26 protein-coding genes, 1 pseudogene and 1 riboswitch are annotated in these 25,832 nt (G+C 42.6%); of the genes and pseudogenes, 11 read left to right on the top strand and 16 right to left on the bottom strand.

All coding sequences use genetic code 11. The features are described 5' to 3' along the window. Window positions 1-74: 74 nt before the first annotated feature. The 3 genes from HP548_RS05575 (at window position 75) to HP548_RS05565 (ending at window position 2,711) form a co-directional block, all read left to right on the top strand. Window positions 75-302, top strand: coding sequence for a hypothetical protein (locus HP548_RS05575; RefSeq protein WP_072735535.1), 228 nt, complete (start codon window positions 75-77; stop codon window positions 300-302). A gap of 416 nt (window positions 303-718) precedes the next feature. Continuing rightward, window positions 719-1,699, top strand: coding sequence for a glycoside hydrolase family 53 protein (locus HP548_RS05570; protein WP_236703614.1), 981 nt, complete (start codon window positions 719-721; stop codon window positions 1,697-1,699). Window positions 1,700-2,201: 502 nt separating this feature from the next. Further along, complete coding sequence (locus tag HP548_RS05565) at window positions 2,202-2,711, top strand: hypothetical protein (protein WP_175381128.1); 510 nt, start codon at window positions 2,202-2,204, stop codon at window positions 2,709-2,711. A gap of 97 nt (window positions 2,712-2,808) precedes the next feature. Here the strand turns inward: HP548_RS05565 and HP548_RS05560 are convergent, their stop codons facing one another. After that, on the bottom strand, window positions 2,809-3,450 hold the full coding sequence (locus HP548_RS05560; protein WP_175381127.1) for an NAD(P)-dependent oxidoreductase: 642 nt from the start codon (window positions 3,448-3,450) through the stop codon (window positions 2,809-2,811). Between the two features lie 217 nt (window positions 3,451-3,667). Beyond that, a pseudogene (locus HP548_RS05555) lies at window positions 3,668-3,820 on the bottom strand (HesB/IscA family protein); the annotation flags it as partial. 427 nt (window positions 3,821-4,247) lie between these two features. Between HP548_RS05555 and HP548_RS05550 the strand changes: the two are divergent. From HP548_RS05550 to HP548_RS05540, 3 genes are read left to right on the top strand one after another with little or no spacing between them, the layout of a single operon-like run. After that, window positions 4,248-5,438, top strand: a complete 1,191-nt coding sequence (locus HP548_RS05550; RefSeq protein WP_175381126.1) for a hypothetical protein — start codon at window positions 4,248-4,250, stop codon at window positions 5,436-5,438. Continuing rightward, window positions 5,398-5,916 (top strand): hypothetical protein, encoded by a 519-nt coding sequence (locus tag HP548_RS05545; protein WP_175381125.1) that lies wholly within the window; start codon window positions 5,398-5,400, stop codon window positions 5,914-5,916. Before HP548_RS05550 ends, HP548_RS05545 begins: the two co-directional genes overlap by 41 nt. Continuing rightward, window positions 5,909-6,496, top strand: a complete 588-nt coding sequence (locus HP548_RS05540; protein WP_175381124.1) for a hypothetical protein — start codon at window positions 5,909-5,911, stop codon at window positions 6,494-6,496. Before HP548_RS05545 ends, HP548_RS05540 begins: the two co-directional genes overlap by 8 nt. Window positions 6,497-7,408: 912 nt before the next feature. Here the strand turns inward: HP548_RS05540 and HP548_RS05535 are convergent. From HP548_RS05535 to HP548_RS05515, 5 genes are all read right to left on the bottom strand, one after another. Then, a complete protein-coding gene (locus tag HP548_RS05535; RefSeq protein WP_175381123.1) occupies window positions 7,409-8,296 on the bottom strand; it encodes a hypothetical protein in 888 nt (295 codons plus the stop codon). Beyond that, on the bottom strand, window positions 8,293-8,484 hold the full coding sequence (locus HP548_RS05530; protein ID WP_175381122.1) for a helix-turn-helix transcriptional regulator: 192 nt from the start codon (window positions 8,482-8,484) through the stop codon (window positions 8,293-8,295). The genes HP548_RS05535 and HP548_RS05530 overlap by 4 nt, the downstream gene beginning before the upstream one ends. 323 nt (window positions 8,485-8,807) lie before the next feature. Next, complete coding sequence (locus HP548_RS05525; protein ID WP_175381121.1) at window positions 8,808-9,071, bottom strand: hypothetical protein; 264 nt, start codon at window positions 9,069-9,071, stop codon at window positions 8,808-8,810. Between the two features lie 449 nt (window positions 9,072-9,520). Continuing rightward, on the bottom strand, window positions 9,521-10,546 hold the full coding sequence (locus HP548_RS05520) for a tyrosine-type recombinase/integrase (protein WP_343054771.1): 1,026 nt from the start codon (window positions 10,544-10,546) through the stop codon (window positions 9,521-9,523). A 207-nt stretch (window positions 10,547-10,753) separates the two neighbouring features. Further along, complete coding sequence (locus tag HP548_RS05515) at window positions 10,754-11,110, bottom strand: HesB/IscA family protein (protein WP_064635713.1); 357 nt, start codon at window positions 11,108-11,110, stop codon at window positions 10,754-10,756. Between the two features lie 628 nt (window positions 11,111-11,738). Between HP548_RS05515 and mqnE the strand changes: the two genes are divergently transcribed. Together mqnE and HP548_RS05505 are read left to right on the top strand one after the other, a co-directional pair. Further along, complete coding sequence (gene mqnE, locus HP548_RS05510) at window positions 11,739-12,845, top strand: aminofutalosine synthase MqnE (RefSeq protein ID WP_053783250.1); 1,107 nt, start codon at window positions 11,739-11,741, stop codon at window positions 12,843-12,845. Between the two features lie 221 nt (window positions 12,846-13,066). After that, entirely contained in the window at window positions 13,067-14,128 is a 1,062-nt protein-coding gene (locus tag HP548_RS05505) for an NAD(P)/FAD-dependent oxidoreductase (protein WP_076290910.1), read from the top strand. Here HP548_RS05505 and HP548_RS05500 read toward each other — a convergent pair. Further along, complete coding sequence (locus HP548_RS05500) at window positions 14,125-14,379, bottom strand: YuzB family protein (RefSeq protein ID WP_063566116.1); 255 nt, start codon at window positions 14,377-14,379, stop codon at window positions 14,125-14,127. The genes HP548_RS05505 and HP548_RS05500 overlap by 4 nt on opposite strands. An 80-nt stretch (window positions 14,380-14,459) precedes the next feature. Here HP548_RS05500 and HP548_RS05495 point away from each other — a divergent pair, with 80 nt between their 5' ends. Then, window positions 14,460-14,705 carry a NifU family protein gene (locus tag HP548_RS05495; RefSeq protein ID WP_024632664.1) on the top strand — a complete coding sequence of 82 codons (246 nt, stop codon included), beginning with the start codon at window positions 14,460-14,462 and terminating at the stop codon, window positions 14,703-14,705. Window positions 14,706-14,773: 68 nt separating this feature from the next. On the opposite strand, the gene HP548_RS05490 is transcribed toward HP548_RS05495, so the two are convergent. Then, window positions 14,774-15,553 (bottom strand): SDR family oxidoreductase, encoded by a 780-nt coding sequence (locus HP548_RS05490; RefSeq protein WP_099858029.1) that lies wholly within the window; start codon window positions 15,551-15,553, stop codon window positions 14,774-14,776. A gap of 324 nt (window positions 15,554-15,877) precedes the next feature. Here HP548_RS05490 and HP548_RS05485 point away from each other — a divergent pair, with 324 nt between their 5' ends. Then, on the top strand, window positions 15,878-16,876 hold the full coding sequence (locus HP548_RS05485) for a DUF2167 domain-containing protein (RefSeq protein WP_083679042.1): 999 nt from the start codon (window positions 15,878-15,880) through the stop codon (window positions 16,874-16,876). A 183-nt stretch (window positions 16,877-17,059) separates the two neighbouring features. Here the strand turns inward: HP548_RS05485 and HP548_RS05480 are convergent, their stop codons facing one another. The 6 genes from HP548_RS05480 to HP548_RS05455 all read right to left on the bottom strand — a co-directional run bounded on the left by HP548_RS05480 (window position 17,060) and on the right by HP548_RS05455 (window position 22,600). Continuing rightward, entirely contained in the window at window positions 17,060-17,896 is an 837-nt protein-coding gene (locus HP548_RS05480) for a MetQ/NlpA family ABC transporter substrate-binding protein (RefSeq protein WP_076290912.1), read from the bottom strand. An 80-nt stretch (window positions 17,897-17,976) separates the two neighbouring features. Continuing rightward, window positions 17,977-18,636, bottom strand: coding sequence for a methionine ABC transporter permease (locus tag HP548_RS05475; RefSeq protein WP_076290913.1), 660 nt, complete (start codon window positions 18,634-18,636; stop codon window positions 17,977-17,979). Then, a complete protein-coding gene (locus HP548_RS05470) occupies window positions 18,637-19,671 on the bottom strand; it encodes a methionine ABC transporter ATP-binding protein (protein ID WP_076290914.1) in 1,035 nt (344 codons plus the stop codon). A 127-nt stretch (window positions 19,672-19,798) separates the two neighbouring features. Beyond that, window positions 19,799-19,940, bottom strand: a riboswitch (SAM riboswitch). A 130-nt stretch (window positions 19,941-20,070) separates the two neighbouring features. Then, window positions 20,071-20,799 (bottom strand): Cthe_2314 family HEPN domain-containing protein, encoded by a 729-nt coding sequence (locus HP548_RS05465; RefSeq protein WP_175381120.1) that lies wholly within the window; start codon window positions 20,797-20,799, stop codon window positions 20,071-20,073. 214 nt (window positions 20,800-21,013) lie between these two features. After that, on the bottom strand, window positions 21,014-21,964 hold the full coding sequence (locus HP548_RS05460) for a COX15/CtaA family protein (protein WP_310854580.1): 951 nt from the start codon (window positions 21,962-21,964) through the stop codon (window positions 21,014-21,016). A 291-nt stretch (window positions 21,965-22,255) separates the two neighbouring features. Then, window positions 22,256-22,600, bottom strand: coding sequence for a thioredoxin family protein (locus tag HP548_RS05455; protein ID WP_063566123.1), 345 nt, complete (start codon window positions 22,598-22,600; stop codon window positions 22,256-22,258). A gap of 143 nt (window positions 22,601-22,743) precedes the next feature. Between HP548_RS05455 and HP548_RS05450 the strand changes: the two genes are divergently transcribed. Next, the gene (locus HP548_RS05450) at window positions 22,744-24,024 is read left to right on the top strand and encodes a DUF2515 family protein (protein ID WP_099858027.1); all 1,281 of its coding nucleotides are present in this window, start codon (window positions 22,744-22,746) and stop codon (window positions 24,022-24,024) included. Window positions 24,025-24,174: 150 nt separating this feature from the next. On the opposite strand, the gene HP548_RS05445 is transcribed toward HP548_RS05450, so the two are convergent. Further along, complete coding sequence (locus HP548_RS05445; protein ID WP_099858137.1) at window positions 24,175-25,803, bottom strand: putative polysaccharide biosynthesis protein; 1,629 nt, start codon at window positions 25,801-25,803, stop codon at window positions 24,175-24,177. Window positions 25,804-25,832: the final 29 nt, after the last annotated feature.

Raw genomic sequence — 25,832 nt, 5'->3', positions numbered from 1 at the left:
GTAAAGTGATTTACAGTGTAAAATGTCCGGTTGCTGTCCACATTCTAAAATTGTTTTTGTTAAAGGAGTATATAATGAAATCGAACAAACCTAGAACGTTACAAAAAAATATAGAGTTTTTCACGGCTGCACTTTCCCAATGCACGGTAACTGCATGGCAGGAAGATCCGGCTGGCGTATATTGTGAAGTGGGCCGTGGCATCGTAGAACAGATCAGCGAAGACAGTGTGAGAATTCGCAACGACAACGGTACGAAGAGTCATTATGACCGGGATATCACGATGTTCCAAACCGAAAAATAATTTTGCGTATATATGAAAAAAAGACTAGCTTTCCGGAAAAGAGTGTTGTATACTCTTGGCACAAGGAAAGGAGGTGCGTCAACATATCTAATCACATGTTGAACGTGTCCCTTACCCGATCCACTAGCTCAAAATAAACTGATTCTGGTGGAGGCGCGGGATACGGATCAAGGTTTCAAAAAGCGCCACGGGTAGAAAAGCCGTCTTCGGACGGCTTTTTGTTTTGTCTTTTTTCGGGAGAGGTTAAAAAAACAACCAAAATATTGGAAATAGACCCTGTAGCTGAGTAAACGATGCTCGCTATAATTAGGTTGCAACTCAACCCATATTCGAGGAGGCATATTGTAATGTTCAAAAATGTAAGGGGTTTCAAAACATCCATCGCTCTGGTCTTTGTTTTGTTATTCACCTCCATTATGCTGCCGGCAGGCCAGCATGCCAGTGCTGCACCGAGCTTCGCCAAAGGAGCCGACATCAGTTGGGTGCCTGGGATGGAAGCGCAAGGTTACAAATGGAAAGACAAAAACGGCGTACAGCGTGATATTATTGATATTTTGAAAAATGATTACCAGATCAACTCCGTTCGTATTCGTGTCTTTGTTAATCCTTCGAATGATTATGGTAACGGTTACATGAATAAAGATCGTGCAGCTGCTCTGGCCCTGCGTGCCAAAAATGCAGGTATGAGTGTCATGCTGACCCTACACTACAGTGATTCCTGGGCTGATCCGGGTCAGCAAACGAAACCTGCGGCTTGGAAAAACTACACGTTCCAACAGCTGATGGATGCTGTATGGAATCACACGCGTGAAGTCATGACGGCCATGCAGAGCAAAGGCGTAACCCCGGACTGGGTACAAATTGGTAACGAAACAAGCAACGGTATGTTATGGGAGGATGGAAAAGCATCCACCAACATGAAAAATTATGCGTGGCTGGTGAACACGGGCCATAATGCCGTAAAATCCATCAGCACCAACACCAAAACAATTGTTCACCTCGCAGGTGGGGACGATAATGCCCTCTATGTATGGAATATCGGTGGTCTGATCGATAACGGTGCCAACTTTGACATGATTGCCATGTCCCTCTATCCTTCCGCTTCCGGCTGGAACACGGCTGTCACCAATGCTGTGAATAATGCCAAGGATCTGATCAACCGGTATGGTAAGGAGATTATCGTATCGGAAATCGGGATGGATAATACCCAACCGGCAGCTGGTAAAAGTTTCGTCGCAGCGATGAAAACGCAATTCCGCAACCTGCCGAGCAGCAAAGGTAAAGGTGTATTCTATTGGGAGCCTGAAGCAACGCCGGGCTATAACGGCGGCTACAGTAAAGGTGCATGGCAGTCTAACGGCTTGCCGACTGTAATGTTGGAAGGATTTATCGACTAAACACGGGGATAAGTGAGTGGTAAGCAGCAGGTTGGCGTTACGGGTACGGATCGTTCTTCTGATCGCTGTTATCCCCGGATTTTTTTGAATGTCCTATTTCATAGGACAAAATCCGGGGATAAAGGCGAACGCTACCGCTTCTTCAGAATCGATTCCGTCCCTCCACTACGCTAGTTGCTTATGAGATACTTCTAAAATGTGTTTAGTAGGAATTTGGGGTAATAAAAGAAAAAGGCGCTACTTCCGTTAGGGAGTAGCGCTTTTTTGGGGGTTGTAGTTAGTTGTTTGGGTAGTTGCGTTAAGCTAGGAAGGTAGATTAGCTTCTTCGGTTCGGCTAGTTGGGTTAGATAGGTTAGATCGAATTTGTTGAATTGGTTCATGTTAATTAGGAACGCTTGATGAATCTGAACGTAAATAGTCTTATCGCTCATATACTTATATAATAAAGATAAAAGATTCAGACAACACATGTGCAACCTTATTTCAAAGGTGGGGAATATATATGGGATTTTTAAAAGAACTGGGTCAGTTTGCTGGAGAAGTTACCGGAAAAGTACTGGGCGGCACCGTCCGAGTGGCTGGAGAACTTACAGGAAGTCCATTCATTAAAGAAATTGGTAATGGCGTAGAAAAAGCTACGATTAATACAGGGAAAACGGTAGGACAACTTGCCAGCGGTACATATGATATGGCGAGTGGTGTGATCAGAAAAGACAATACAACGTTAGATGCGGGACTTGCCGATATTGGAGGTGCTGTTTCTAATACAGCTAAAGGCGTAGTGGTATCAGCTCAGTATGTGTATAACGGCGGCAAAGATGTGGTTGTCGGCATGAAAGACGAGGACATGGAGAGAGTAAAGCTCGGGGCCAAGAATCTAATTGCCGCTGCGGCAGTCACTACATTGGCTGTAGGACTCGTTGAGGTTGTAGATGGTGTTGAAAGTATGGAGTCGGCAGAGTCCGTAGAATTGATAGAAAATCCAAATACAGATGACGTTACATTTCACTAGCATCGAGGATATTAGAGCTTCAACTTCATACGAAAAAAATTGGACGCTAATCAGTATAATGATTGGCGTCCATTTTTCATCTTCAAGTTCAATTCAATTACTTCGCTTCGCCTACAACCGTAAAGCGTTCGTTCTTATGCTGCGGGTTTTCGATCTCATCGACCAAAGCGATGGCATAGTCAGCATAGCTAATGTAGCTGTTGCCTTCACTGTTCACCAAAATCTGGTCTTTACCGGACTGGTACTTACCTGTGCGTACACCCTCTGGATTAAAGAATCCAGCCGGGCTCAGGAACGTCCATTGGATACCTGAGGAAGCTTGCAGATCCTGCAAGTTTTTACCCTGGTTGGTTGCTGTTGCTTTGTATGCATCAGGGAACCCAGGGGAGTCTACTACCCGCAAGGTTTGGGTTTCATCTGTGAACAGACTGCCTGCACCACCAACAACGATCAGACGAGTATTCGGCGCCTCTTTCAGAATATTAATCAGGGCTTGTCCTGCTTCCACATGCAGATTCTCTTTACCGGCTGGTGCACCAAATGCATTGACGATCACGTCGAATGATTTGGCATCCTCTTCCGTGAGGTCGAATACATCTTTTTCAAGTACATTCAGACTTTTATCTTCTACCTTAGATGCACTACGAACGATCGCTGTCACTTCATGCCCTCTATCCAATGCTTCTTTCAAAATCAAATTCCCTGCTTTGCCTGTCGCGCCAATAATTCCAATCTTCATCATAATCTCTCCTTTGTAATTAGGCTCTGTTAAATTTCATAATGTAACTATATTAGTTACAACATAACTTGTCAACTTAACCTTTCTATAAAAAAGCGTCCAGGTTCCCACTTAATATGAACAACCAAAGTACATACCAAACCACCACGCAAAAAAAGACCTCCATAACAGGATTAGCACAAGACTAATCCGCTATAGAGGTCGCGATTCGCAACTATTAACAATCTTTATCCGGTACGCCTGCTTCTTCCCTCGTACGGAAAGATGATCCACAGCCGCATGTTGCCACTGCGTTCGGGTTGTGAATGGTGAAACCACCGGACATGCCGGATTCTTCAAAATCAATTCCAAGACCGAGATATACCAAGGAATTTAGCTATCAATGAGTTGATTTTTAAATACTGTGGATTGTTATATAGATTGTTAACTGCCCTCTTTTTAAACTGAGTATAACGTTAATTTTATTTTATACAACTTGTAGATGATGAGCAAGAGAATAGTTTAATGTATAGAAACAACTCTTAAAATTATGTAACTGTGAAGCTTTTATATCTCTGACATGGCCCTTTCTAATACGCTAATGTACTTTTTAACTTATAACAAGTTTCCATCTCCTCATCAGAGTAAATCTCTCTGACTACGGATAGATATCCCTCTTTTCGAAATTGTAATCACTTGCTATATAGTAACAAGTATTAAACAGATTTGTTTTATAGAAAAGGATAAAAATTCCGGTTAAATTCTGGTACAATCGAACTACATAAACTAAAGTTTGTTATTACATAGGGGTGAAAATTATGTTAGAAGTTGAAAGTATGTACTTTCTCCACGAAGAGCATGTGCGAAATATATCTAATCCTGCTTTTAGCAGATTCTTGAAAGAATTAGAGCTCAAGGCTTATGGAGCTAAAACCGCAATGGTTGATACCATTAACGAAGCTGTAAATGAAGGAACGCTTAGTAAAGAGCAACTAGGGCAGTTTATTGATTCTGAAATAAGATATGGACACCATCGATTATTGTTTGTAAAAGACATTGAGAAGAACTCAATTGCTTATATGAAATCATTAACTTATGAGGAAGTACAGCGGTTAATAAAAACTAAGGGGTACTCATTACCGGAGAGTAATTTCATTGCAGATGTTCATTATCCAACAGGATTACAAATCTGTGAGTTGAAACTTGATGAGGACCAACTCACTCTAACCTTTGCTAGAACTATTTCCTGTAACTATGATGGAGTAATTAGAAGAGAGACTGATTTTGCCTTTGTTACTATTAACTTCGAGGAGAGTACATTTACAGTTAGAATAAGACCACGCGGTGGAATTGTTGACCAAGAAGGCTCCAAGCTTATAAAAGTCAACCAGAATGCATATTTTTATATTCTTGAAGATGTAATAAAAAAAATATTTATCGGATTGGATTTAATTAAGTCTGTACATTTCAAGAGAAGTATGTACAACATTGGTATCAAACTTACTGAAAGAGCTGAAAAGAAGTGGAGAAAGCAAGTAGAAGCAATTAAAGATGATGTCGTAACAATATCTAAAACATTATCGAGCAAGCTGCCTGATATTAAACAAGAAGAATTTGATTTAGAATTTAGACTAACTCGGCTTTTAGAACGTGCTCTAATTCAAAGTAATTTTGAAGAATTAAAGAAGAAAGAGGAAGGAAAGCTAGGTTGGGTTTCAAGTTTTGTTTTTTCAGATAACTCAGGAGGGAAAATTAAATCCTCAACAAAAGAAAATGGCAGGGCAATTGAATTATCAGAGTTATATTATGATACAAAGGATACCATAGATAAGGTAAGAACTTTTGATAAAATATGGATTAATTGGTTCGGAGAGGGAAAACGGATTATTGATACTAGAATTGAATGCACACAAGAATATTATGAAATTCATTTCTTTAACTATATCTTAAATAAGGATGAACTTGACCATGTACTTTCCAAAATTAGAACACTTGCGCAAGGAGACTGAGGTGATTTTTTCAGCCGTTGAAAAATTAGACGAATGGCTTGCTCTAAAACCTCAGATGTCAACTGATTATTTAAATCCTTTAGACTTTAGTTATCATGTTTCTATTAACGAAAAGATAGCATTAAATTTATTTTCAATTTGTAGTAATGAAAAAATATTCAAAAAGTATGAAGCAACTCCATTACTTAAAGTAAGATACATTGTAAGTTGTCCAAATTGTCATCAACCTTATCAGACCTTCTATTCTTTAGAGGAACTTCCACGAGAATATGTTTACTGTAATGATGATTGCGATGGCTTCTATCCACTACGTCATCCAGAGAGGATTGAAATTTACTTTGAATTGTTGGAAAGACCAGTAATTCAAGCTAAGATTTCAGACATTTATAATATCCCCTCTACGGTTCCCCCACTGACCGCTGATGTTGCAGGCTTAATTGAAAGTGGTCTGTGGGGGGACTTAATACAAGATGTTTAGGAACAGAATCAATTCAAGTGCTTTTATTATATTAACTCTCTCTGTCGGTATTTCTTTTTGTGCCTATACCTTATTATCTGGGGATAAGGATTTTAATAAATTAAATTCTATATTATCAATATTCACTGCCCTAGGTACTTCAATAATTGGAGGTTATATCGCTTTTTATGCAAGTTATATACAAATTAAGGCAAACAAACAAAGTGAGGAATTAAAAAATATAAAACAAAATCTAGCTCAATGTTTGCTAGCCAAGTATGAAATAGAATATATAATAAAACTATTAAATAAATGTCTTGAGCGTAATGTTAAGTACTTAGAATTAAAAAAACACTTAAGTTTTAACGCTATTGAAAGATTAAGAAACGAAAACATACTTCTTTTGGAGGAAGATAAAATTAAACAGTTTCTGTCATTATTTAACAAATTATCTCTGTTAAAATTAGCAGAAGATGAACAAAATGTTCAGAAACCTATTCTTGAAAATATAATTGCTGACTTAGAATCAATGCTACTAGTGATTGAAAATTATCAAACTATTCTTTCCAATAATTATAAATCTCCAAAAGATTTATGGTAGCTAGTTTGTAGCAAATATATATCTAAATAGAATATCTAAGAATAATTCTCCCCATAAATGCTTTTATGGGGATTAAATTATTTTATTTGTAATTTCAACCGAATCCTCTAAATCCCCTCATAGATAGGATATGATTTTGCTATTTTTACGATAGTGAGAAAGAAGTATGATTTTATTCTGATAATATACCTTATCTGAAGTGGGGGAGGGGGATATTCGCCGGAACGGAATCAGAACGAGGAAGTTAGGGCTACGCAGGGTCACACACAAAAACTCCGGTTTACCAAGCGCACTTTATTTGGATGAAGTATAAGTCATGATTATGTATCCATCGGTTCCAACGACAACATTCTGCTAAGCAATATACTGCTAAGCAACATTTTGGTTGGCAATATTTTGACAAGCTCATAACATCCTTCTATCTGAATCTTAGCGCCCGTCACCCATAGGAGTGATTACGTGAGCGCTTAGATTAGACGACGACTTGCATAAGATATATCTTCCATTGGCAAGTAGAGTATTGTTTTGATATTAATACGTCTTATTGTCTATTCCTCTGCCAATGTAAATTTGATTTTACACATGCGGCATATAATTCATTCCAGTTCAGGCGGCAAATATATTCTTTGCTAATGCCTATAATTTGAATCGTCAACAGGGACATTTTGAATAAGATTGACGATTGCTTGCTTCGCTTCGCGGTAAAAGGATTTTTTTGGTAACAAACAACCTAACACCTTTGCCTAGGGTTATAACTTTAATAATTATATATATCTTCTAAGATAAGAGAGATACTACTTTCGGAAAATCCCTGAAACCCTTATGGCTCTAAGGCTGAGACCACTTTAAAGTTTGCAAAAATACCCCTCGGTTGTTCAATATTCCTGCAAAAACACCCCTCGATTGAGCGCATTAATTACGGCTCTGTTCCGTCAAAGTAAAGTCTGCTTTCACTAGTTCCGATGCAATACCTCGATAGAATAATGATGGATTGACTTTGTAAACACTGTTCTTCCCAGCCTTAAAAGAGCCAAAAACATGCTCGCCAGACAGCTTAATTCTAAGATGTTCCTTGACATTCTTTTCATCCATACCAGTGATTTCTACTACATCCCTTAGAGATAATGCTTCTGCACTGGATAAATCCTTTTCGTAAGGATGCCTTACAAGGTGATTACTTTCAAAGTGCATATATGGGAGTATGCGATATAAGAAACCAATATCAGCGGGCTTTATATCCTGTTGACAGTACAGTTCATGCATAGCTTCAATGAAAATCTTGACTAGCTTGTTCTCTTTGCTTGTTCCCCTTAGGCAATAGGCTTTACTGATGTAAAGCGCTTCATATTCTTTCTTAAATAAAGAAACCCTTTGGCTTTGTATTAAGCCTAGTTCCATGAACTTTCTGAGCAAGTTGGAATATGTTCTCTTATCTCTTATCCTTAGTACTTCCGCTAGTCCCTTCTCCGTCATAGGTATTCTTGCATCTAACGACATTTTTAACATGTTGTCATATCCTATATATGATTGAAGCACCAAGAAATACCCCAGCTCCTTTGTACTCAACCTTCCCATTGTCGTTACTTGTCTTGCCCCTTCCATATTCACCATTGTAAATGGATTTTCCGTCCTGTTCCTGTAAGTCTCCAGCTTCCCCCTCCTTCTAGCCGCTTCCCGCATTTCAGGGGTTATAACTATGCAATCGGTTCGTTCTTCCCCATTCCCATCTATTACTCTATTAACTCTACTTCTTTTTAATCTTTTGTCTGCTTCTTCGAGTAGCCCACGCGCTATACTCATTCTTTTCCCGCTCCTGCCGCCATAACTTTGTTAGATTCAATCCATTTAGCCACTTCAGCAAGCTGATACCTGACCATGTTGTATGATAATTTGACAGAAGGTAATCCCTCATGTTTCCATCTGCATAGCGTGCGCTTAGAAATGCTGTACTTGTCACACACTATATTTGAACTCACTAAACTTTCCATTACCACTTCTCCTTTGAATAATCTACTATAAGAGCTTTGATTCTGACTTAATATGCCTTATTCGGACACATCTATATATTTAAGAAGACAGCTTCAAAAATCCCCACATAGTCGAATGAAATTCAAACTCATAATTGATGCTGGAGAGGGAGGCGGGAACAAAACATCTGGAATGCTGATACTGCCAAAGTTACAGAAACAAAAAAAGACGACCTCAGTCTAGAAAGTCGCCTATACAATCAAATATTAGATTATAAAGAGAAGTACAGTCTTTTCTTTCCTGCTGAAATCCGAGGACTTTGCGGCGGCGGGAAAGATAAATTTTAGTCCTGCTTGTCCTCACGATTTTTAATAAATTCAATGAGCTCTTCCGTTGTCTCCCATCCTTGAATGACCCTATCTAATCTACGAACTAACTCGTAGTTAGCGTCTCCCCCAAATCTATATTGCCCAAAAACCATTTTTATCAAATGGTTTAATTTTGTGCGAGTATTTTCAGTATATTGATTAAAATCACCAGCCATCTTCAAGCACATCAAAGCTGTTTTATCTTCGATAATTTGCTCTAAAGGCTTTTTTGTGCTCATGGCGCCCACTCCTAATAATTAATATATTCGTTGTTCCGCTGACTTCAATCTTCTCGTCTTTTCTTCTCATTTGAGGACTTCATTTGTTCCTCTGTAAGTCTCTTAATAGGTTTTGGTCTCATAAGTGCATACTTCTGTAATGCTTTTGCTCTTCTGTATTCGTCAAATTGGATAATCTGGGTCCTTTTTTCACTCATTATTAGTTCAACACCTCACTTCCTAAATTTCTGTTCTATAAGATAAACGACGATTCCAAATATAGCTCCGATAACAAACCAATAAGACTTTAAAAAGGCTTTTGTAAATTCACCTATGTTATTGTCTTGATAAGTTAAAGAAACGCTTAAAAGCACAAAAAACACCCCCTTTATCAAAATTGGGGGTGTTGAATTATAAATAAATTATAAGGTGCTGTCCCTCCTTATTATAACATTTCTTGGAAGAAGAAATCAATAAACTCTATTCCCTCCTCTTAATGTTTTAATAAGGCTGAAATCACCATGTTGCTTGAGCAAGTCCTGACTATCCATTTGAATGTATCTTCTAGTCATTCTTAGGTCATAATGGCCTAAAATCCTCTGTAGAGTAAATGGGTCTCCTCCGTTAAGAATATAATTTTTCGCCATAGTATGTCTGAAAATATGAGCAGTACATTTGATATCACGACCAAATCCTGCTTTTTGCCCATAATATTTTAACCTTTTATTAAAATGATTCTGGCCTAAAGGGTCACCGTAACAAGATAAGAACAGTCTACTCGACGCAAAACTTCTTCTGTTCTCAGAAACTAATTGATGCAGGAGTTTTACGGTTAGATGAGACATAGGAACAATCCGCGGCTTCCTGTTTTTATTTTGCTGCCCTGATAATGTTATAAGTCTTGATTGAAAATCAATGTCCTCACATTTTAAGCTCATCAGTTCATTAGCACGCATTCCTGTATCCAGAAGGAGAACCATAGCTACATAATCACGATACCCAACAAAATCTTTTTGATTAGGCTGGCTAAGTAAGATTTTTATTTGTTCTGAGGTTAAAGCTTCCACTAAGTCCTCATCAGTCCGTATTAATTTAATACTGTTTGTCGGATTCATCTCAATAATCTCATCTCGTTCTAACTGATTAAAAATTGCTTTTAAAGTACGTAAGCGAATATTTATTGTGGTATCACTATGTCCTGTTCCATGTTCTCCAATTATGTGCTTGTGTCCTTCGTAACGTTTGGCATCATGTTTCATATAGTTCACATGATTTCTAATCATTTCAGTTGTTATCTGTCCTACTTCATGAATTTCATAATTCTTCTCGACCCAAGTTATAAAATAACCCCAATGCTTAGCATAATCAATTAAAGTACGCTCTCTTAAGCCCTCCGACTTCTTAGTTGTAATTACATAGTTTATTCCTTGTTCAAAGGTGTAAGCTGGATAAACCTTATTATTGATTGCCATTCTTCGCTCACGTTTTTTTAGCACAAAAAAACCTCCTGAATTAAGTATAATTTTCGTTATACTCAAGTTCAGAAGGTGTAATCAACAATCCAAAATCATAAATTATAGGGTTGAGTTCACCTAAGTAAATGATTATGAATTGTATTTTCCACAAATACAATTAACATTCCAATTCACAACTTTTGCCCACAGATTAAAATCAACTACTGAAAGGCTCAAACCCGCACCCGATTAACAATCCTTATCAGGTACACCCGCTTCTTCCCTCGTACGGAAAGATGATCCACAGCCGCATGTTGCCACTGCGTTCGGGTTGTGAATGGTGAAACCGCCGGACATGCCGGATTCTTCAAAATCAATTTCCAGTCCATTCAAATATTTCAGGTTCTCCTTCTCTACAACAACCTTCATATTCTGAATATCCATATAGAGGTCCTCATCGGACTCTTTATCGTCAAAGCCCATGGCGTACGAAAATCCGGTACAACCGCCCGGTGCTACTCCAAGACGCAAGAACATACCAGGTGTCTCTTGCTGTGCAAGCATTTCTTTCAATCTGTCTGCAGCCGTTTCGCTGATGCTAATCATGCCAGGTCACTCTCCTTTTTCATATAAAATCATGTTCAAAAAGGGCGCTTTTCAGTACCAAGAAGATGGGATGAAGATAGAAATGGAGTAGCGGAGCGTAGGCAAAACTACGTGAGCAACGGACATTTCGGCTGAATCCCATATTCGACGCTGAGATGCCGCTAGGCATCCTTCGTAATCAAAAGCGTACTTTTTGAACAACTTTTCGTTAACTCTTCTTTAAATTATACTCCACCCCGTCAAGGGGCTCAAGTCATCTTTGCCTGTTTCCGCGTTCCCCCTTAACTCCTTTTTCTTCCCAGTGTATTGAACCCCCGGGATACGAGGTTTATAATGAGTAGGTGATCGCTTTGAAATGTCGATTTTTTGTCATGACTTATTCAGGTGATGATCATATATAGAGTTGTAATTTTTTTCACATTTCGAGACTGTACGCAGTCCCCAATGCATATAGAGTCAAAAGACTCATTTTGATGAAAAATTAGCTTTACGTACGCAGCACAGGCTGCACCGGGTAAATAAGAGTTAGTCCATATAAGAAGCGGCAGATGACCGCATCTTTTCTATGTAGTTCTGTAAGTAAGTCCTACACACAACTCAATTCCGGTTAAGAATAGGAGGATACAAAATGTCTACATTGGTAACACCGTTCACAGACAAAAGAATGGCTGAGATCGTTGAGAAAGTGCAGAACGGCGTAAGGCTGACCGTAGAAGACGGCGTTTATCTGTATGAATCGGATGATCTGCTGACTTTGGGCCAACTGGCCAATGAGGCCAACTTGCGTAAGAATGGCAAGAAAGTTTATTTTATTGAAAACATGAGCCTTTATTTTACCAACGTATGCGAAGCCCACTGTGCCTTCTGTAACTTCCGTAAAGATCAGGGCGAAGATGGCTCTTACACATTGTCCGGTCAGGAAATGATTGATTACGTAGAACAGCATATTCACCCAGGTGTACGCGAGTTCCATATTGTAGGCGGACATAACAACCATGTTCCTTTTCAATATTATGTCGATTCCTTGCGTGCTTTAAACGAGAAATATCCGGACGTTACGCTGAAAGCCTACACGGCTGCCGAGATTGATTTCTTCACTCGCATCAGCGGACTGAGCATCAAGGAAGTACTACAAGAACTGCAAAAAGCAGGTCTGAAATCACTGACTGGTGGCGGCGCTGAGATCCTGTCCGATGAATACCGCAAAAAAATGCGCGTAAACAAAGCGAACGTTGACCGTTATCTGGAAGTGCACCGTACTGCTCATAATCTGGGCATGCGTACCCATACCACGATGCTTTATGGATCCATTGAATCCTATGAAGATCGTGTGAACCATATGGTACAGATTCGTGAATTGCAAGATGAAACCAACGGATTCATGGTCTTTATCCCGCTTTCCATGCAGCCGAAAAGCAAAAACGCCAGCATCATGCGTCGTAACTCTGCATACGAGGATCTCAAAACGATTGCGATTAGCCGTCTGATGCTGGATAACATTGATCATATCAAAGCCTACTTTATTAACATCGGTCCACAGCTGACTCAAGTCGCTCTGGGATTCGGTGCTTCGGATGCACACGGCACGATCGTTCGCGAACGGATTAGTCATGCTGCAGGTGCACTAACACCTGAAGGTCTCACACGTAAAGAGCTTATATGGTTAATTAAGGGTGCTGGACGCATTCCGGTTGAACGTGATACGTTCTACAATGAAATTCAAGTGTACGAATAACATGTTAGCATGAGCATCATTCCCATAAGCGACTTTCATTCTACCCGGGAGCGTTTGGCATGGAGTGGTGCAGATTGCTGAAGCATATCTGTAATTTTAAATGCCTATTTTCAATTATTTCAAATCCAGATTAAAAAACAGGAGCAGCTATGTTATTGCATAGCTGCTCCACAGGTTACAGCCCCGTTCACACGGGACTGATGCAGAAAGGAAGCCGAGTCATGAAAAATTTCGTCATTCTCGGAGGCGGCTACGGTGGCCTCACGATTATCAAGGAACTTCTGGAAGGCAAGATCCCGTCAGATACACAAATCGTGTTGGTGGACCGCAGTCCCTTCCAAGGATTGAAAACTGAATATTACGCACTCGCAGCAGGGACCGTATCCGATTATGACCTGCGTATCCAATTCCCAGTCAGCGACAAAGTCACTTATCGTTACGGAGAAGTAACTTCGATTGACTTGGAACAGCGTCAGATTGAATTTGAAGGCCAGGACCCGTTGGAGTATGACAAGCTCGTAATTGGACTTGGATGTACAGACCGATTCCACAATACGCCGGGAGCCGAGGAATATAGCTGTACAATTCAAAGCTTCAGCAAAACACGGGAAACCTACCTTCGTCTTAACGAAGTTAAAGCTTATGGTAATGTGCATATCGTCGGCGGTGGATTGAGCGGCGTCGAGATGGCTGCCGAGCTTCGTGAGAGCAGACCGGACCTGAACATCAGTATTCTGGACCGTGGTGAACGAGTATTATCCGCTTTTCCCCAGCGCTTGTCCGCTTATGTTCATGAATGGTTTGGTGAACATCAGGTCGAGACACGCGGACATATTGCTATTTCCCGACTTGAACCAAATGCCATTTTCAACCGGGATGAAGAAATTTTAACGGATGCGGTAGTCTGGACAGCCGGCATTCAGCCCGTAAAAGTCGTACAGGATCTCGATGTGACCAAGGATCCACAAGGTCGTGTTGTACTGAACGAATATTATCAAATTCCGGAATATACCGATGTCTATGTAGTAGGTGACTGCGCCAGCGTGCCTTATGCACCAAGCGGTCAGGCTGCCGAAGTACAGGGTGAACAAATCGCCCATATTCAGCATGCCCTCTGGAAAGGCGAAAAGCCCAATCCGCAGCCACTCAAGCTTCGTGGCACACTCGGTGCACTCGGCAAGAAGGCTGGATTTGGGCTGATGGGCAAAACGTCCATGATGGGACGTGTTCCACGTATTCTAAAAAGCGGTGTGCTCTGGATGTCCAAGCGTCATCTCGGTTAATCGAGATCCAACTCATCCCAGGCATCGGCTTCGGCAATTTTGGCCAAGATGGCGTTATATAAATCCTCCACTTTGTCGGTGATAACTAACTCACCATTCACTAGTGCAAATGGAGTCATGTAACATTGGCCGCAATTGCTGAGGCAGCCGTATTCTATCACATCATAGTCTGGATTTTCTTCCAGTTGATCCATGACTTCATCTGTGCCAAAATGCATATTATTGGCACAAAATTCAATAATCGGTCTCATGTAGGTTCACCTGCTTTGTTTGACCATTTTAATTTGTGGCCAATTGTAATATACTATAGTGAGGAAAGGAGTTGAAAAAAATGAGCGAAAACGCACAAAGCACCATGTATGATGAGGTATCTGAAGTGCTTGACAAACTTCGTCCGTTCCTGCAACGCGATGGCGGTGACGTGGAACTGGTCGACGTGGAGGACGGCATTATTAAGCTGAAACTGGTCGGTGCCTGCGGCAGCTGCCCAAGCTCCACCATTACCTTAAAAGCCGGGATTGAACGCGCCCTTCTCGAAGAAGTTGAGGGTGTCGAAGAAGTCGTACAAGTATTCTAATCAATCCTTCACGAAATAAACCTCAAGAGCCTTTCGCTTCGCATGAAGCGGAGGGCTCTTTTTTTGTGCTATGCATCCTCACGCTGTATGTTAGGACGAATCGGGTCAAGTCCTCCAGATACATCCATAATGTTACCTGTTATAAAATCGGAATGATCCAGACACAGATAAGTGATCACCCGCGCAATATCTTCACCGCTCCCAGGACGTCCTCTCGGCGTTTCCTCGTCGGTTATACCTGCCATCTCATCAATCGTTTTCTCTTTGTTGGCACCGCGAATATCACCTGGACAGACCATATTAACCGTAATGCCGTAGGGAGCTTCCTCCACAGCAAGTGTCTTTGTAAATGAAACCAGACCTACCTTCGCAGCAGCATATACCGCCCGATGAGGCCATGACCTCGCTTCTCCCGCATGACTGAAGCCAAAATGTATAATTCGTCCCCACTGCTTGCGCCGCATCTCCGGCAATACACGCTGATCCAGCAGCATCGGTCCAAGCAGGTTTCCTTGCACAAGCATCTGAACCTCATCTTCGGAATACTCGGCAAACAGTCGTCGTTCACGGACAAAAGGGCCTGCGTTGTTCACAAGAATATCAATGCTGCCCAGTTTCTCTTCAACCTGTGCAACGAGCATGGTGATCTCTTCTGTCTTGGAAATATCGGCCTGAATGGCAATACACCGCACTCCTTTGGCGATAATCTGAGCCTGTAATGCCTCAGCTTCCGTACGGCTATGTACGTAATTCAGAGCAATATGACAACCCTGATCCGCCAGACTGAGGGCCGTCATTTTACCAAGACCTTTGGCACTTCCCGTTATGAGGGCAATCTTTCCCTTCACGTTCATCCCCCTCTTCAAAGAGCAGTCACTCATCCAGTATAAAAGATTTATCATCCCCCCACAACTCGCGTTTCCCACCAATCTGTACCATTTGCAAGAAAGTGTAAAATAAGGACTAAATACTTAGCTTTCAAACCACTGAAATAAAATGAATTAGGTCTTTTGGAGGAAAAATAACCCTTTATATCCATATTCCCCTTGTCGGGTTTGAGTACCTATGGTACTGTCGATAAGTCCTTATTTTCTTATGAATATAACGACACAATACATATGTTCATGTAAATGACAACATTGCATGACAACTTCGAAAGGAATACAGCGTAAATGAAAAGATGGTTAGCCTCTCTACTTGCAATTTTGCTTATCGCCTCATTTCAAGCTCCATTCTCGACCACAGCATCTGCAGAAAGTGAAAGCAATAGCTCCACCGAAGATTATCAATGGATTGACGGGCCTTCAAACGTAGTACTTGATAACAAAGCAACATTAAACGTAGCTGAAAATCTCTCCTATCTCGATGCAGCTAACACCCAAAGGTTCCTTGAAGACACGGAATCCTTCCCCAATGGAACGGAAATCGGAAGTATCTATGGCGCCGGCGAAAACTCCAACTGGTATGTTATCTTTGAATATAACGATACCGGTCATGTCGATGACAGTGAAAAAGACGATCTGGACGCCGATGAACTGCTCGATAGCTACAAAAGAGGTACAGAAGAACAAAATGAGAAAACGACACCGGAAAATCAGCTGTTTATCACCGGATGGGAAATTGAGCCCGCCTATGACAGCAGCAAACATCAATTGATCTATTCTCTTGGTCTTGAGGATGCAGAACGGGAAAAACTCGTCAATTACAATGTGAATGTACTCACCCGTGAAGGATACATCGGTGTTATCCTCGTTACGGATAGTGCCAATTTTGAAGAAAACCGCAAACAGTTTGAAAACTCCGTGCTTAACCAGCTCAACGTGATCAAAGGAAACACCTATGAAGAGTTTGATGCATCCGTTGACAAAAAATCAGAACTCGGCCTGACCAGTCTGATTCTCGGTGGTGCTGGTGTAGCTGTAGCTAAGAAAGTCGGATTATTGCTTTTGCTCAAAAAAGGGTGGTTTGTCATCGTAGCCGCCATTGTTGGTGCTTTCGGATGGATTCGTCGCAAGCTGACTGGACGCAAAAAGGATGCTGAACCAGGAGATCAGAATTCGCTGTCTCCTGTAGAGGAAGCTTACCAACAGCATGCTGCTGGACAGGAGTCCGCAGGCTCTGATAGCCAACAGACAAATGGACATTCGGATACTGATCCGAATAAGCGTTAAGCTTATAATTAATGTACTTATAATAATAAGTACTACATCGAAGTGCCCTTACATCAAAACGTTCTATAACATGATGTACAAAACAAAGCCCTGCATTCTCTATAAAGAGGATGCAGGGCTTTCTTTAGTAACGCCGTAAGAAGTGGCTCCGAGTACAACTTATTTTCAGCTTAAGCGTTCAGCTTAAAACGCAGGTTCTACAGCACCTTGATAACGATCTTTGATGAATTTTTTAACCTCTTCGGAATGCAGAGCTGCAGCCAGTTTTTGGATGGCATCTGCATCTTTGTTATCTTCACGGGATACGAGGATGTTTGCATATGGGTTACCTTGCAGGTCCTCGATCAGCAGCGCATCCTTCTCTGGGTTCAGATTGGCTTCCAGCGCGTAGTTGGCGTTAATGAATACCAGATCTGCTTCATCCAGTTGACGAGGCATCATGGCTGCATCAAGCTCGATGATATTCAGGTTTTTCGGATTGGCTGTAATATCTTGAATCGTAGAAGTGATATTTGTGTTGTCTTTTAGCGTGATAAGTCCTTCTTTTGCAAGCAACAACAGTCCACGACCACCGTTGGATGGGTCATTAGGAATGGCTACTTTTGCGCCGTCTTTCAACTCATCCAATGATTTGATTTTTTTGGAATAGCCAGCAAATGGCTCAACATGAACAGGTGTTACAGCAACGAGGTGGAAACCACGTTCTTTGTTCTCTGTATCCAGGTAAGGCTGGTGTTGGAAAAAGTTCGCATCCAGTTGTTTATCTTCAAGCTGTTGGTTAGGTTGAACATAATCATTGAAAGTCACGATTTGCAAGCGAATGCCTTCAGCTTCGAGTTCAGGCTTGATGCTTTCCAAAATTTCCGCATGCGGTGTAGGTGATGCTCCCACTTTCAATTCTACGGTGCGCGGTGCGCCTCCAGCATTGTCAGCGCCGCTGTCGGAATCCTTGTTGTTTCCGCAAGCCGCTAGAACCGCAATCAGCATAATGCTAAGTAGAGCAAAAGACCATTTTTTCATGTGTAAAACCCCTTCTCCAATAAATTTTTTTTGCATTTTGCCCCAAATCGATACCGAATCAGGCAAATGCTATATATGTGTTATTTCCTGGTGAACCATTTAACCAAACGATCGCCCGCCATCTGAAGCACTTGCACCAGAATGATCATAAATACTACGGATATAATCATAATTTCATTCTGATAACGGAAGTATCCGTAGTTGATTGCCAATGTTCCCAGACCTCCACCACCAACCATTCCCGCCATCGCCGTGTAGGAAACAAGGGTAACGATTGTAATGGTGATCCCGGCTAGCAGACCCGGCAATGCCTCTGGCAGAAGCACACGCCTTACAATCTGTCCGGTTGAAGCTCCCATCGCCTGTGCCGCTTCAATGACGCCACGATCCACTTCACGCAGTGTAGTTTCCACCAACCGGGCAAAGTATGGAGCTGCGGCAATGACGAGCGGAGGTATAACACCCAGCACCCCTGTAGCTGTGCCAACCAGTGAACGGGTAAACGGAATGAGTGCAACAATCAGAATGATAAATGGCACTGATCGCAGAATGTTTACAATAAACGATAGTATCGTGTACACCACTTGAGACTGAATTGAAGTCGACCTTGCCGTCATAAACAGCAATACGCCTAACGGCAAACCAATGATGATCGTGAATAGGCCCGATGCTCCCAGGATTTGCAGCGTTTCAATTGAAGCCTTACCGATTTCTTCCCAACGTACCGTCGAAAAATCCATTTAACGAAGCACCTCCACATCAAGTCCCTGATCCACTAACTCTTTAATGGTGAGATTAATCTCATCTAACTGCCCCTCAAACCGAACGGTCAGCTGTCCATAGGGAACTTGTTTGATCGTTGAAATGGTGCCTTGCAAAATGGCGAAATCCACTCCTGTTTTACGAACCGTTCTGGACAAAATCGCCTCATAGGTTTTATTGCCCAGGAAGGATATTTTCACAAGCTTAGAAGCTCCGTTCGTCTGTAATGAGACATCTGCACTCGCCAGAGCAGTCTCTTCTAATGCAATTCCAACCTCATGGTCCCGCATCATAAAGTCACGCGTAATGGCATGCTGCGGCTTGAGGAACACTTCCGTCACTGGGCCTTGCTCCACGATGCCTCCCTGATGGATAACCGCCACCTGATCACAGATATTCTGGATCACGTGCATCTCATGGGTAATTAGAACAATCGTCAGGTTATACTTTTCATTGATATCCAGCAATAACTTCAGAATCGAATCGGTTGTCTGGGGATCAAGTGCCGATGTGGCCTCATCACACAGCAGAACGTTCGGATCACTCGCGAGTGCTCTTGCTATACCTACCCTTTGCTTCTGTCCGCCTGACAGCTGGGCCGGATATTTATTGCTGTGGTCCTCCAGTCCAACCAATGCAAGCATTTCCTTCACTTTCCGATCAATTGCAGCCTTGGGCGTATTAACGAGCTTCAAAGGAAAAGCCACATTATCATATACCGTAGCTGAGGATAACAGATTAAAGTGTTGGAAAATCATGCCGATCTTACGCCGTTGTTGTTGTAGATCGGACTTATTGAGATTGGTTAGGTTGATTCCATCAACCCAAACCTCGCCTGCCGTGGGGCGTTCGAGCAAATTGATACAACGGATCAATGTACTCTTGCCTGCACCGGAATGTCCGATAACTCCGAATATTTCACCCTTGCGGATATTCAAATTTAGATCGGATAAGGCCGTCGTACTTTTTGAACCTTTACCGTACGTCTTGGTTAAACCTTTTAATTCAATCAAAATTACTGCTCCTTCCCACTGCCTACATGTATCTTTACCCGAATGAAAGGAAAACTCCCCTTCATCGTACAAAAAAAGAGCCCCTTTTGCAGAAACAAAAAGGGCTCTTCACGTGAAAGATTATACCTTCTCATCTGCCAAAATCGTGCCTTGCACCATTTTGTAGGAATTAGCACCTAACATCTATAAAGTATGACACAGCTGTCATGCAGTTATAAATCGGTTGCCGGGCTTCATCGGGCCTGTCCCTCCGCCGCTCTCGATAAGAAATATTTAATTTATAAGTTCAGTAGTAGTTATAATGTTAATGTCATAAATGTTAATTCCATCTAACTGTCGATCAGGAACTCAGTATAATCCAAGTATTCCGATTTGTCAAAGGCAAATATTACTATCCAATCAGTTCTTCGGTTGATGCAATACCTGCTTATGCCATTTCTCATTGATGTAGCCATACGCTGCTTTTAACGTCTCACATACCATATCCACACCCTGCCGGAGTTCCACGACATGTTGATCCAGATCCTCCAGCTTCACTTTCCCTTGCAAAGTCTGGTGCAACTGCCACAGATCATCCTGCATTTCGGAGTTCATGTAATGAATCTCCATGTTTCGTCGTCTGCGCAATTTGCTCATTGGCTCACGGTAAGAGTCCTTGATCCGAATTAGTTCTTTGGCAAGAACATAATGCAGCTTATCATATCCGAACTGTCTTAATACGGTGAAATATGAATAATGAGTTTTAACATTGGTTGTATTCAGCTCAAATATTTCATTCAACACTGTACCTAATTTATCCAAAATGGCAAAACATCGGATGAAGCCATCCTTATAAAAATAGACGTAACGGGCATACTCCGCTTTTTCTAATAATGTCATATCATCCGTAGAGCCCGCTTTGACTTTCTGACGGAAATGGGAAGCTGCAAAACAGCTTTGTTCCAATTCATCCAGCGAAGAGATCAGTCCCTGGGTCCATATATACAGTTTACGAAAATCATGGGTAGGATCATGGTCCACATGCATCTGTCGCTGAAATAGCTCAAGTGTATCCGCCATCGCTTCCATCGCGTCCTTTAGTATGCCTTCGTTCTTACGCGGCTTTTCACCCAGCAACGTTCGCAGCATATATAGCCTCCTCTTTCCACTCTGCAGATCATCAAATTAATAATAATTCATCATATTAAACAAAATCGGAATCAGAGTAAACGTATGACCGCTGCTTACAATAGGGTGCCCTGACACGCCTGACATCAAACAAAGTTCACCTGTCCAATGATGTACATCATCGGATGGTGAACTTCACTGGATTCATCCCCTGAACTACAATAATTCGGATATATTAGAAACGGTTAACGGGCCGATGCAACTTGTACACCAGGAAACTCATATACGTTAATACACCGAATAAAATGGCAATATCAAGCATATGCGCCAGCGCTACGAACATATACACTTCCGGACGGTTCATCGTGAGCATCAAACCAAAACCAATCACCACTTGCAACAAAACCAGTACAACAGAAATGACTCCTAACGCTCTTAATTCCGTGTTATCCGGATGTTTGCGATACGCAAAATGACCAAGAATTGCAATGACGATTACTAATGAAACAGCCGCCACCCGGTGAGCAAAAGCAACAGCTACGCCTCCCGAGAGCTCAGGAATAATCTGCCCGTTACAGAGCGGAAAGCCTGAACATCCTCCAGCAGAATCCGTATGGCTCACAAATGCTCCAGTATATACCACGAGGTACGTATAGATCGTGGAAAACCACACCAGATTTCGGAAGCCTTTGCTAACTCGCGGATATCGATTCAGTCTTTCCAATCCACCATGGCGAGCTTCCTGCCGAATACCAAGCGCCATCATCAAGGAGCTGGCAAAAGCAATTAAGGCAAATCCGAAATGCAGTGCCATGACTGCGGAAGATTGGGAGAATACGACGGCAAAAGCCCCCATAATTCCCTGGACAATAACAAATATCAGCGTTAACAATGAAAACAATTGCAGATCACGGCGTGATTTGCCAAACCGCAAAAATGCTACAAAAGAGGCTATGGACAAAAGCCCTGCCAGTGCGCTGACTGCGCGATGGGAAAATTCAATTAGTGAGGCAACAGTATGTGCAGGCACAAGTTTTCCGTTACATAAAGGCCATTCTGCGCCGCAGCCGAGGCCCGATTCCGTTCGGGTCACTACGCCTCCGCCAAATGTGGCCAGAAACATGACAAGACAGGTTAATACGGTTAACCATTTAAACAAGGTTATGTGCTTCAATTTTTTTCTCACCCGCTGTTGGTTTAAGATGGCGAAGAACTACATCCTCCGCTTGATTCGTTACTTTGACACTTATTTCACAACTAAATTCATTATACCGGATAAATGTGTCATTGACGCCGCGCTTTGTGACAAAATGTTAACGTCTGTCGAGAAGTTGACCCACAGGTCATCGGCAAATATGTACATTATTACAACCTTAGTTTCTCCCGAAAACTCGGAAAATACAAACGCCACTTCCCTATTTCAAGAGAAATGGCGTTCCTTTAATTATAACCTTTAACATGGTTAACCTGTCATGTTTTATTTATGAATCGTGTTATACACCTCAACTGCACGCTGCAGGAATTGCTCAATCTCTTCTCTCGACTTGCGCAGTTTGTTCACATAACGAACAAGTTCCCGGCCATCTGTGTAAGCTACAAAGCTGGGGATGCCGAGAATATTTTGCTCTTCGCTCACTGTACCCACCTGATCTACGTCGACCTCAACCAACTTCAGTTCACGAGCAAACTTCTCTTCAACTTCAGGCATAAACGGATCGATGTACTTGCAATCACCACACCAATCTGCCTTAAATACAGCTACAGTCAAACGCGGAGATTGGATTGCCACATCAAATTCCGGTTTCGATGTAATCTTTTCCATTACAACATCTTCCTTTCTATACCTTGTCTTATCCTCTAAGTGAAGCAAATTGCGGAGTGGAAGTCAAATATTCGGCGCATACTGACATCAACAGCTTCTTAAACTAAAACCGTAATCAGAATATCAGGAAAGGAGGTCATGTCATGACTTCCGTTAAATCGGATTCCTCCGAGTCTGCCCATCATGGGTCAATATTACAGATGGTTCGATCCATCCCCGGTGCGGCCCGGGAAGTGTGGAGGGGCAAACAGGCGGCTTGGCAGGCTTCTGCACAGCTTCGTCATCCCTTGCGTGATATGGCTTGGGACTCTGACATGGCTGCTACCTTACAAGCTGAAGTGGAGCGCCTGTTGCCTGGAAACGAGAATGCTTTTGCCCGAAATACGCTCAGTGCACTGGTCTGTGAAGAGGACTGCATCATTCTGGAAGAAATCAAGACATTAACGCAAGAAAACAACCGGAGTAACATCACTCGCACAGCAGCATACCTGGAATGTTACGAACAGTATCCAGAGCTGCATTGGGCCCTGCTTGCCCATATGGTATCCCGCAACGGCGGATATCACATGACCGATCTCCAGAGTGACCTTATGCACAATCTGCAAAATCAAACAGATCGTGAGCATATGTATCGACTACTGGAGCGATGCAATGCCCTCATTTTCCAGGATGCTTATCCCCAGCTTCTGTTGTATATGAATAGCCGCCGGATCGGCCGGAGCTGTTTTCATTTGTTGTCCCATTTTCATGTATCGGCGTTCATGACGCCATTTTGGGAAAGATTTTGGCTGGAGCGATGCAGCTCGCTGCTTAGTGTGGCATTAATTATTAATGAGCAGAACTATATCGAGAGCCGGGTCGTGCAGCATCCCTATTTTCAAAAACAAGTGCTGTCCAAACCCGCATTCCATCTGCATAATCTGGCTGGGCTGAATCATATCGTATTTCCACTCGGACGGGAAAAAGGTCTTGCAGGCCGGGTTATTGAACATTTTGGCAAACTGGATGAGCGGATTATGTTTGGCAAAGGTTTATATGCGATGCTGTTTGGCGTGGAACAAGTGTTTACTCAAGTATTGGAGTTTGCACGCTCGGTTCCCCACCGTGGCTCACGTGCTGAATACTGGCCTGGTCTGTTCACCGCACATAAAGATGAAGCCGGAGAAAATGAGCTCTATAGTCAGGAGCTACTGGATCAAGAATGGCTACCAGTAGGACAAAGGTTATATAGTCCTGAATTGCTGGCTGTATGGGGTGATACGCCGTATGAACCGATTACAAGGCAGGATTGGCTGCAAAATCGAGATTGCCTCGTTCATCTCACTGCCCCGCGCCGCCCCTGGCTGTTTGAGATGAGCCATGAACATCGGTACGGCATGCTGAAAACTGCATTGGCCCATGATGCAAAAACCTTGACGCATTAAGGACAGAGGCTTTGTCGAGGACTCGTCTAGTAGAAAAAAATGGACTACCTTTATTGGTATAAATAAAAAAGCCCTGTCCGCTATGAAAGCAGACAGAGCTTGTACTTATTTCAAACAATATAACGAAGTGTGTATTATGTGTTGAAACGATTAGCCACGTTGCCCGGCTCCACGTTGTAGACGCATGAGCGGACGGAGTATTTTTTGCAAAATACGAGGGTAACTGCCCAGTTCGTCTTTACGAAGTACACGTAGAACAACCATGAGTACCAGATACACGACAACCACAAGCGCACCCACAAACAGACAGGTAACGAGGAATGATACACGTGCTGGCAGGAATAAATCAAAGATGGAGTTCCCAGCCCAGTTCGCTGCAAAACCAACACCTGCTGCAAGCAGCACGGTAATGATGAATCCTTTCCAACGATCACCCATGATCGAGAAATCAACAATTTTGCGAAGTACCCGCAGATTGAGGTACGTAATAACCAAGAAACACAATGCGGTCGCAATAATGATTCCGTAAATGCCAAAAATCGGAGCCAGGATTAAACTCGCTATGAGTTTGACTACGATACCCGCAGCTACACTGATCATTGTAATCCGTGGTTTACCCACCCCAAGCAAAATGGAGTTCGTGGTCATCATTGTAATTTGAAAAATAGTACCAAACGTCAGCAATGTAATGATTGGTGTCCCGTCTGGGCTGGTAAACAGCAAGCCGTTAACGGAATACGCTGCCGCGCATAGAGCGATAACGATTGGCATCCCGGTCAGAATCGAAATGCGCAAAGCAAGCGTCACCTGGTTTTTCAGATGAACTTCATCCTTGCGTGCAAAAGCTGCCGAAATGACTGGCACAAGTGATTGACTCAGTGCGATAGCCAAAATCGGAGGAATGCCTGCAATACTTTGGGCCTTGGCACCGAGAATGGCAAGAACTCCTGTCGCTTCTTCCAGTCCGATTCGTCCGCTAAGCAGTGGAACTACCAACGATGAATCGATAAAGTTAATCGCTGGAACAGCGAGTGAAGATAATACGATTGGAATCGAAAGTTTGAATATATCGCTGTAAATACCCCGCATGGGCAATTGCTCCGCACGTTCGTAATTCAATTGAGCCGCACGGTCATTTTTGCGAAGCTTCAAGGTGAAGTACAACATGACAGCAAAAGCGCCAATACTTCCGAATACGCCCCCAAATGAAGCCCCTGCCGCAATGGTTTGATCATCATAATTCCATTGCAGCATAACAAACGCCACGATGATCGCTGTACCTACACGTGCAAACTGCTCCACAATCTGTGAAATGCCGCCTGCCGTCATATTGCCACGACCCTGGAAATATCCACGCATCATTGCGATGGCCGGGAAGAGAAGCAGCGCTGGAGCCAAGGCCCGAATGGCGCTCACCGATTCCGGCACTTTGGATACGTACGTCGCATAATAAGGTGCTGCGAACCATAATAAAGCAGACATCACTACCCCGGCTACAGCCGCAAAGATCAGGGCTGCACGGTAGATTTGTTGAGCTTCACCTGCGCGTCCCAGTGCATAACGTTCCGAGACCATTTTGCTAAGTGTACTCGGTATGCCTGCTGTAGCAACGGTTAACAGCATTAAATATACCGTGTTGGAGATGGTAAACGATGCGTTACCGATATCGCCGAGGATATGCTCCAGCGGCACCCGTTGAACCAATCCGAGTACCCTCGCAATCAGCGCAGCTGCCGCCAAGATGAGCGTACCTCTAATAAATGTTTCCTTCTTAGACAAGCCAATTCCCCTTCTTTCCCCCACACCGA

Source organism: Paenibacillus taichungensis (assembly GCF_013359905.1).
Taxonomy (GTDB): Bacteria; Bacillota; Bacilli; order Paenibacillales; family Paenibacillaceae; genus Paenibacillus; species Paenibacillus taichungensis.
Note: the sequence above shows the minus strand (reverse complement) of the source record. Positions and strands in the feature narration are given on the sequence as shown.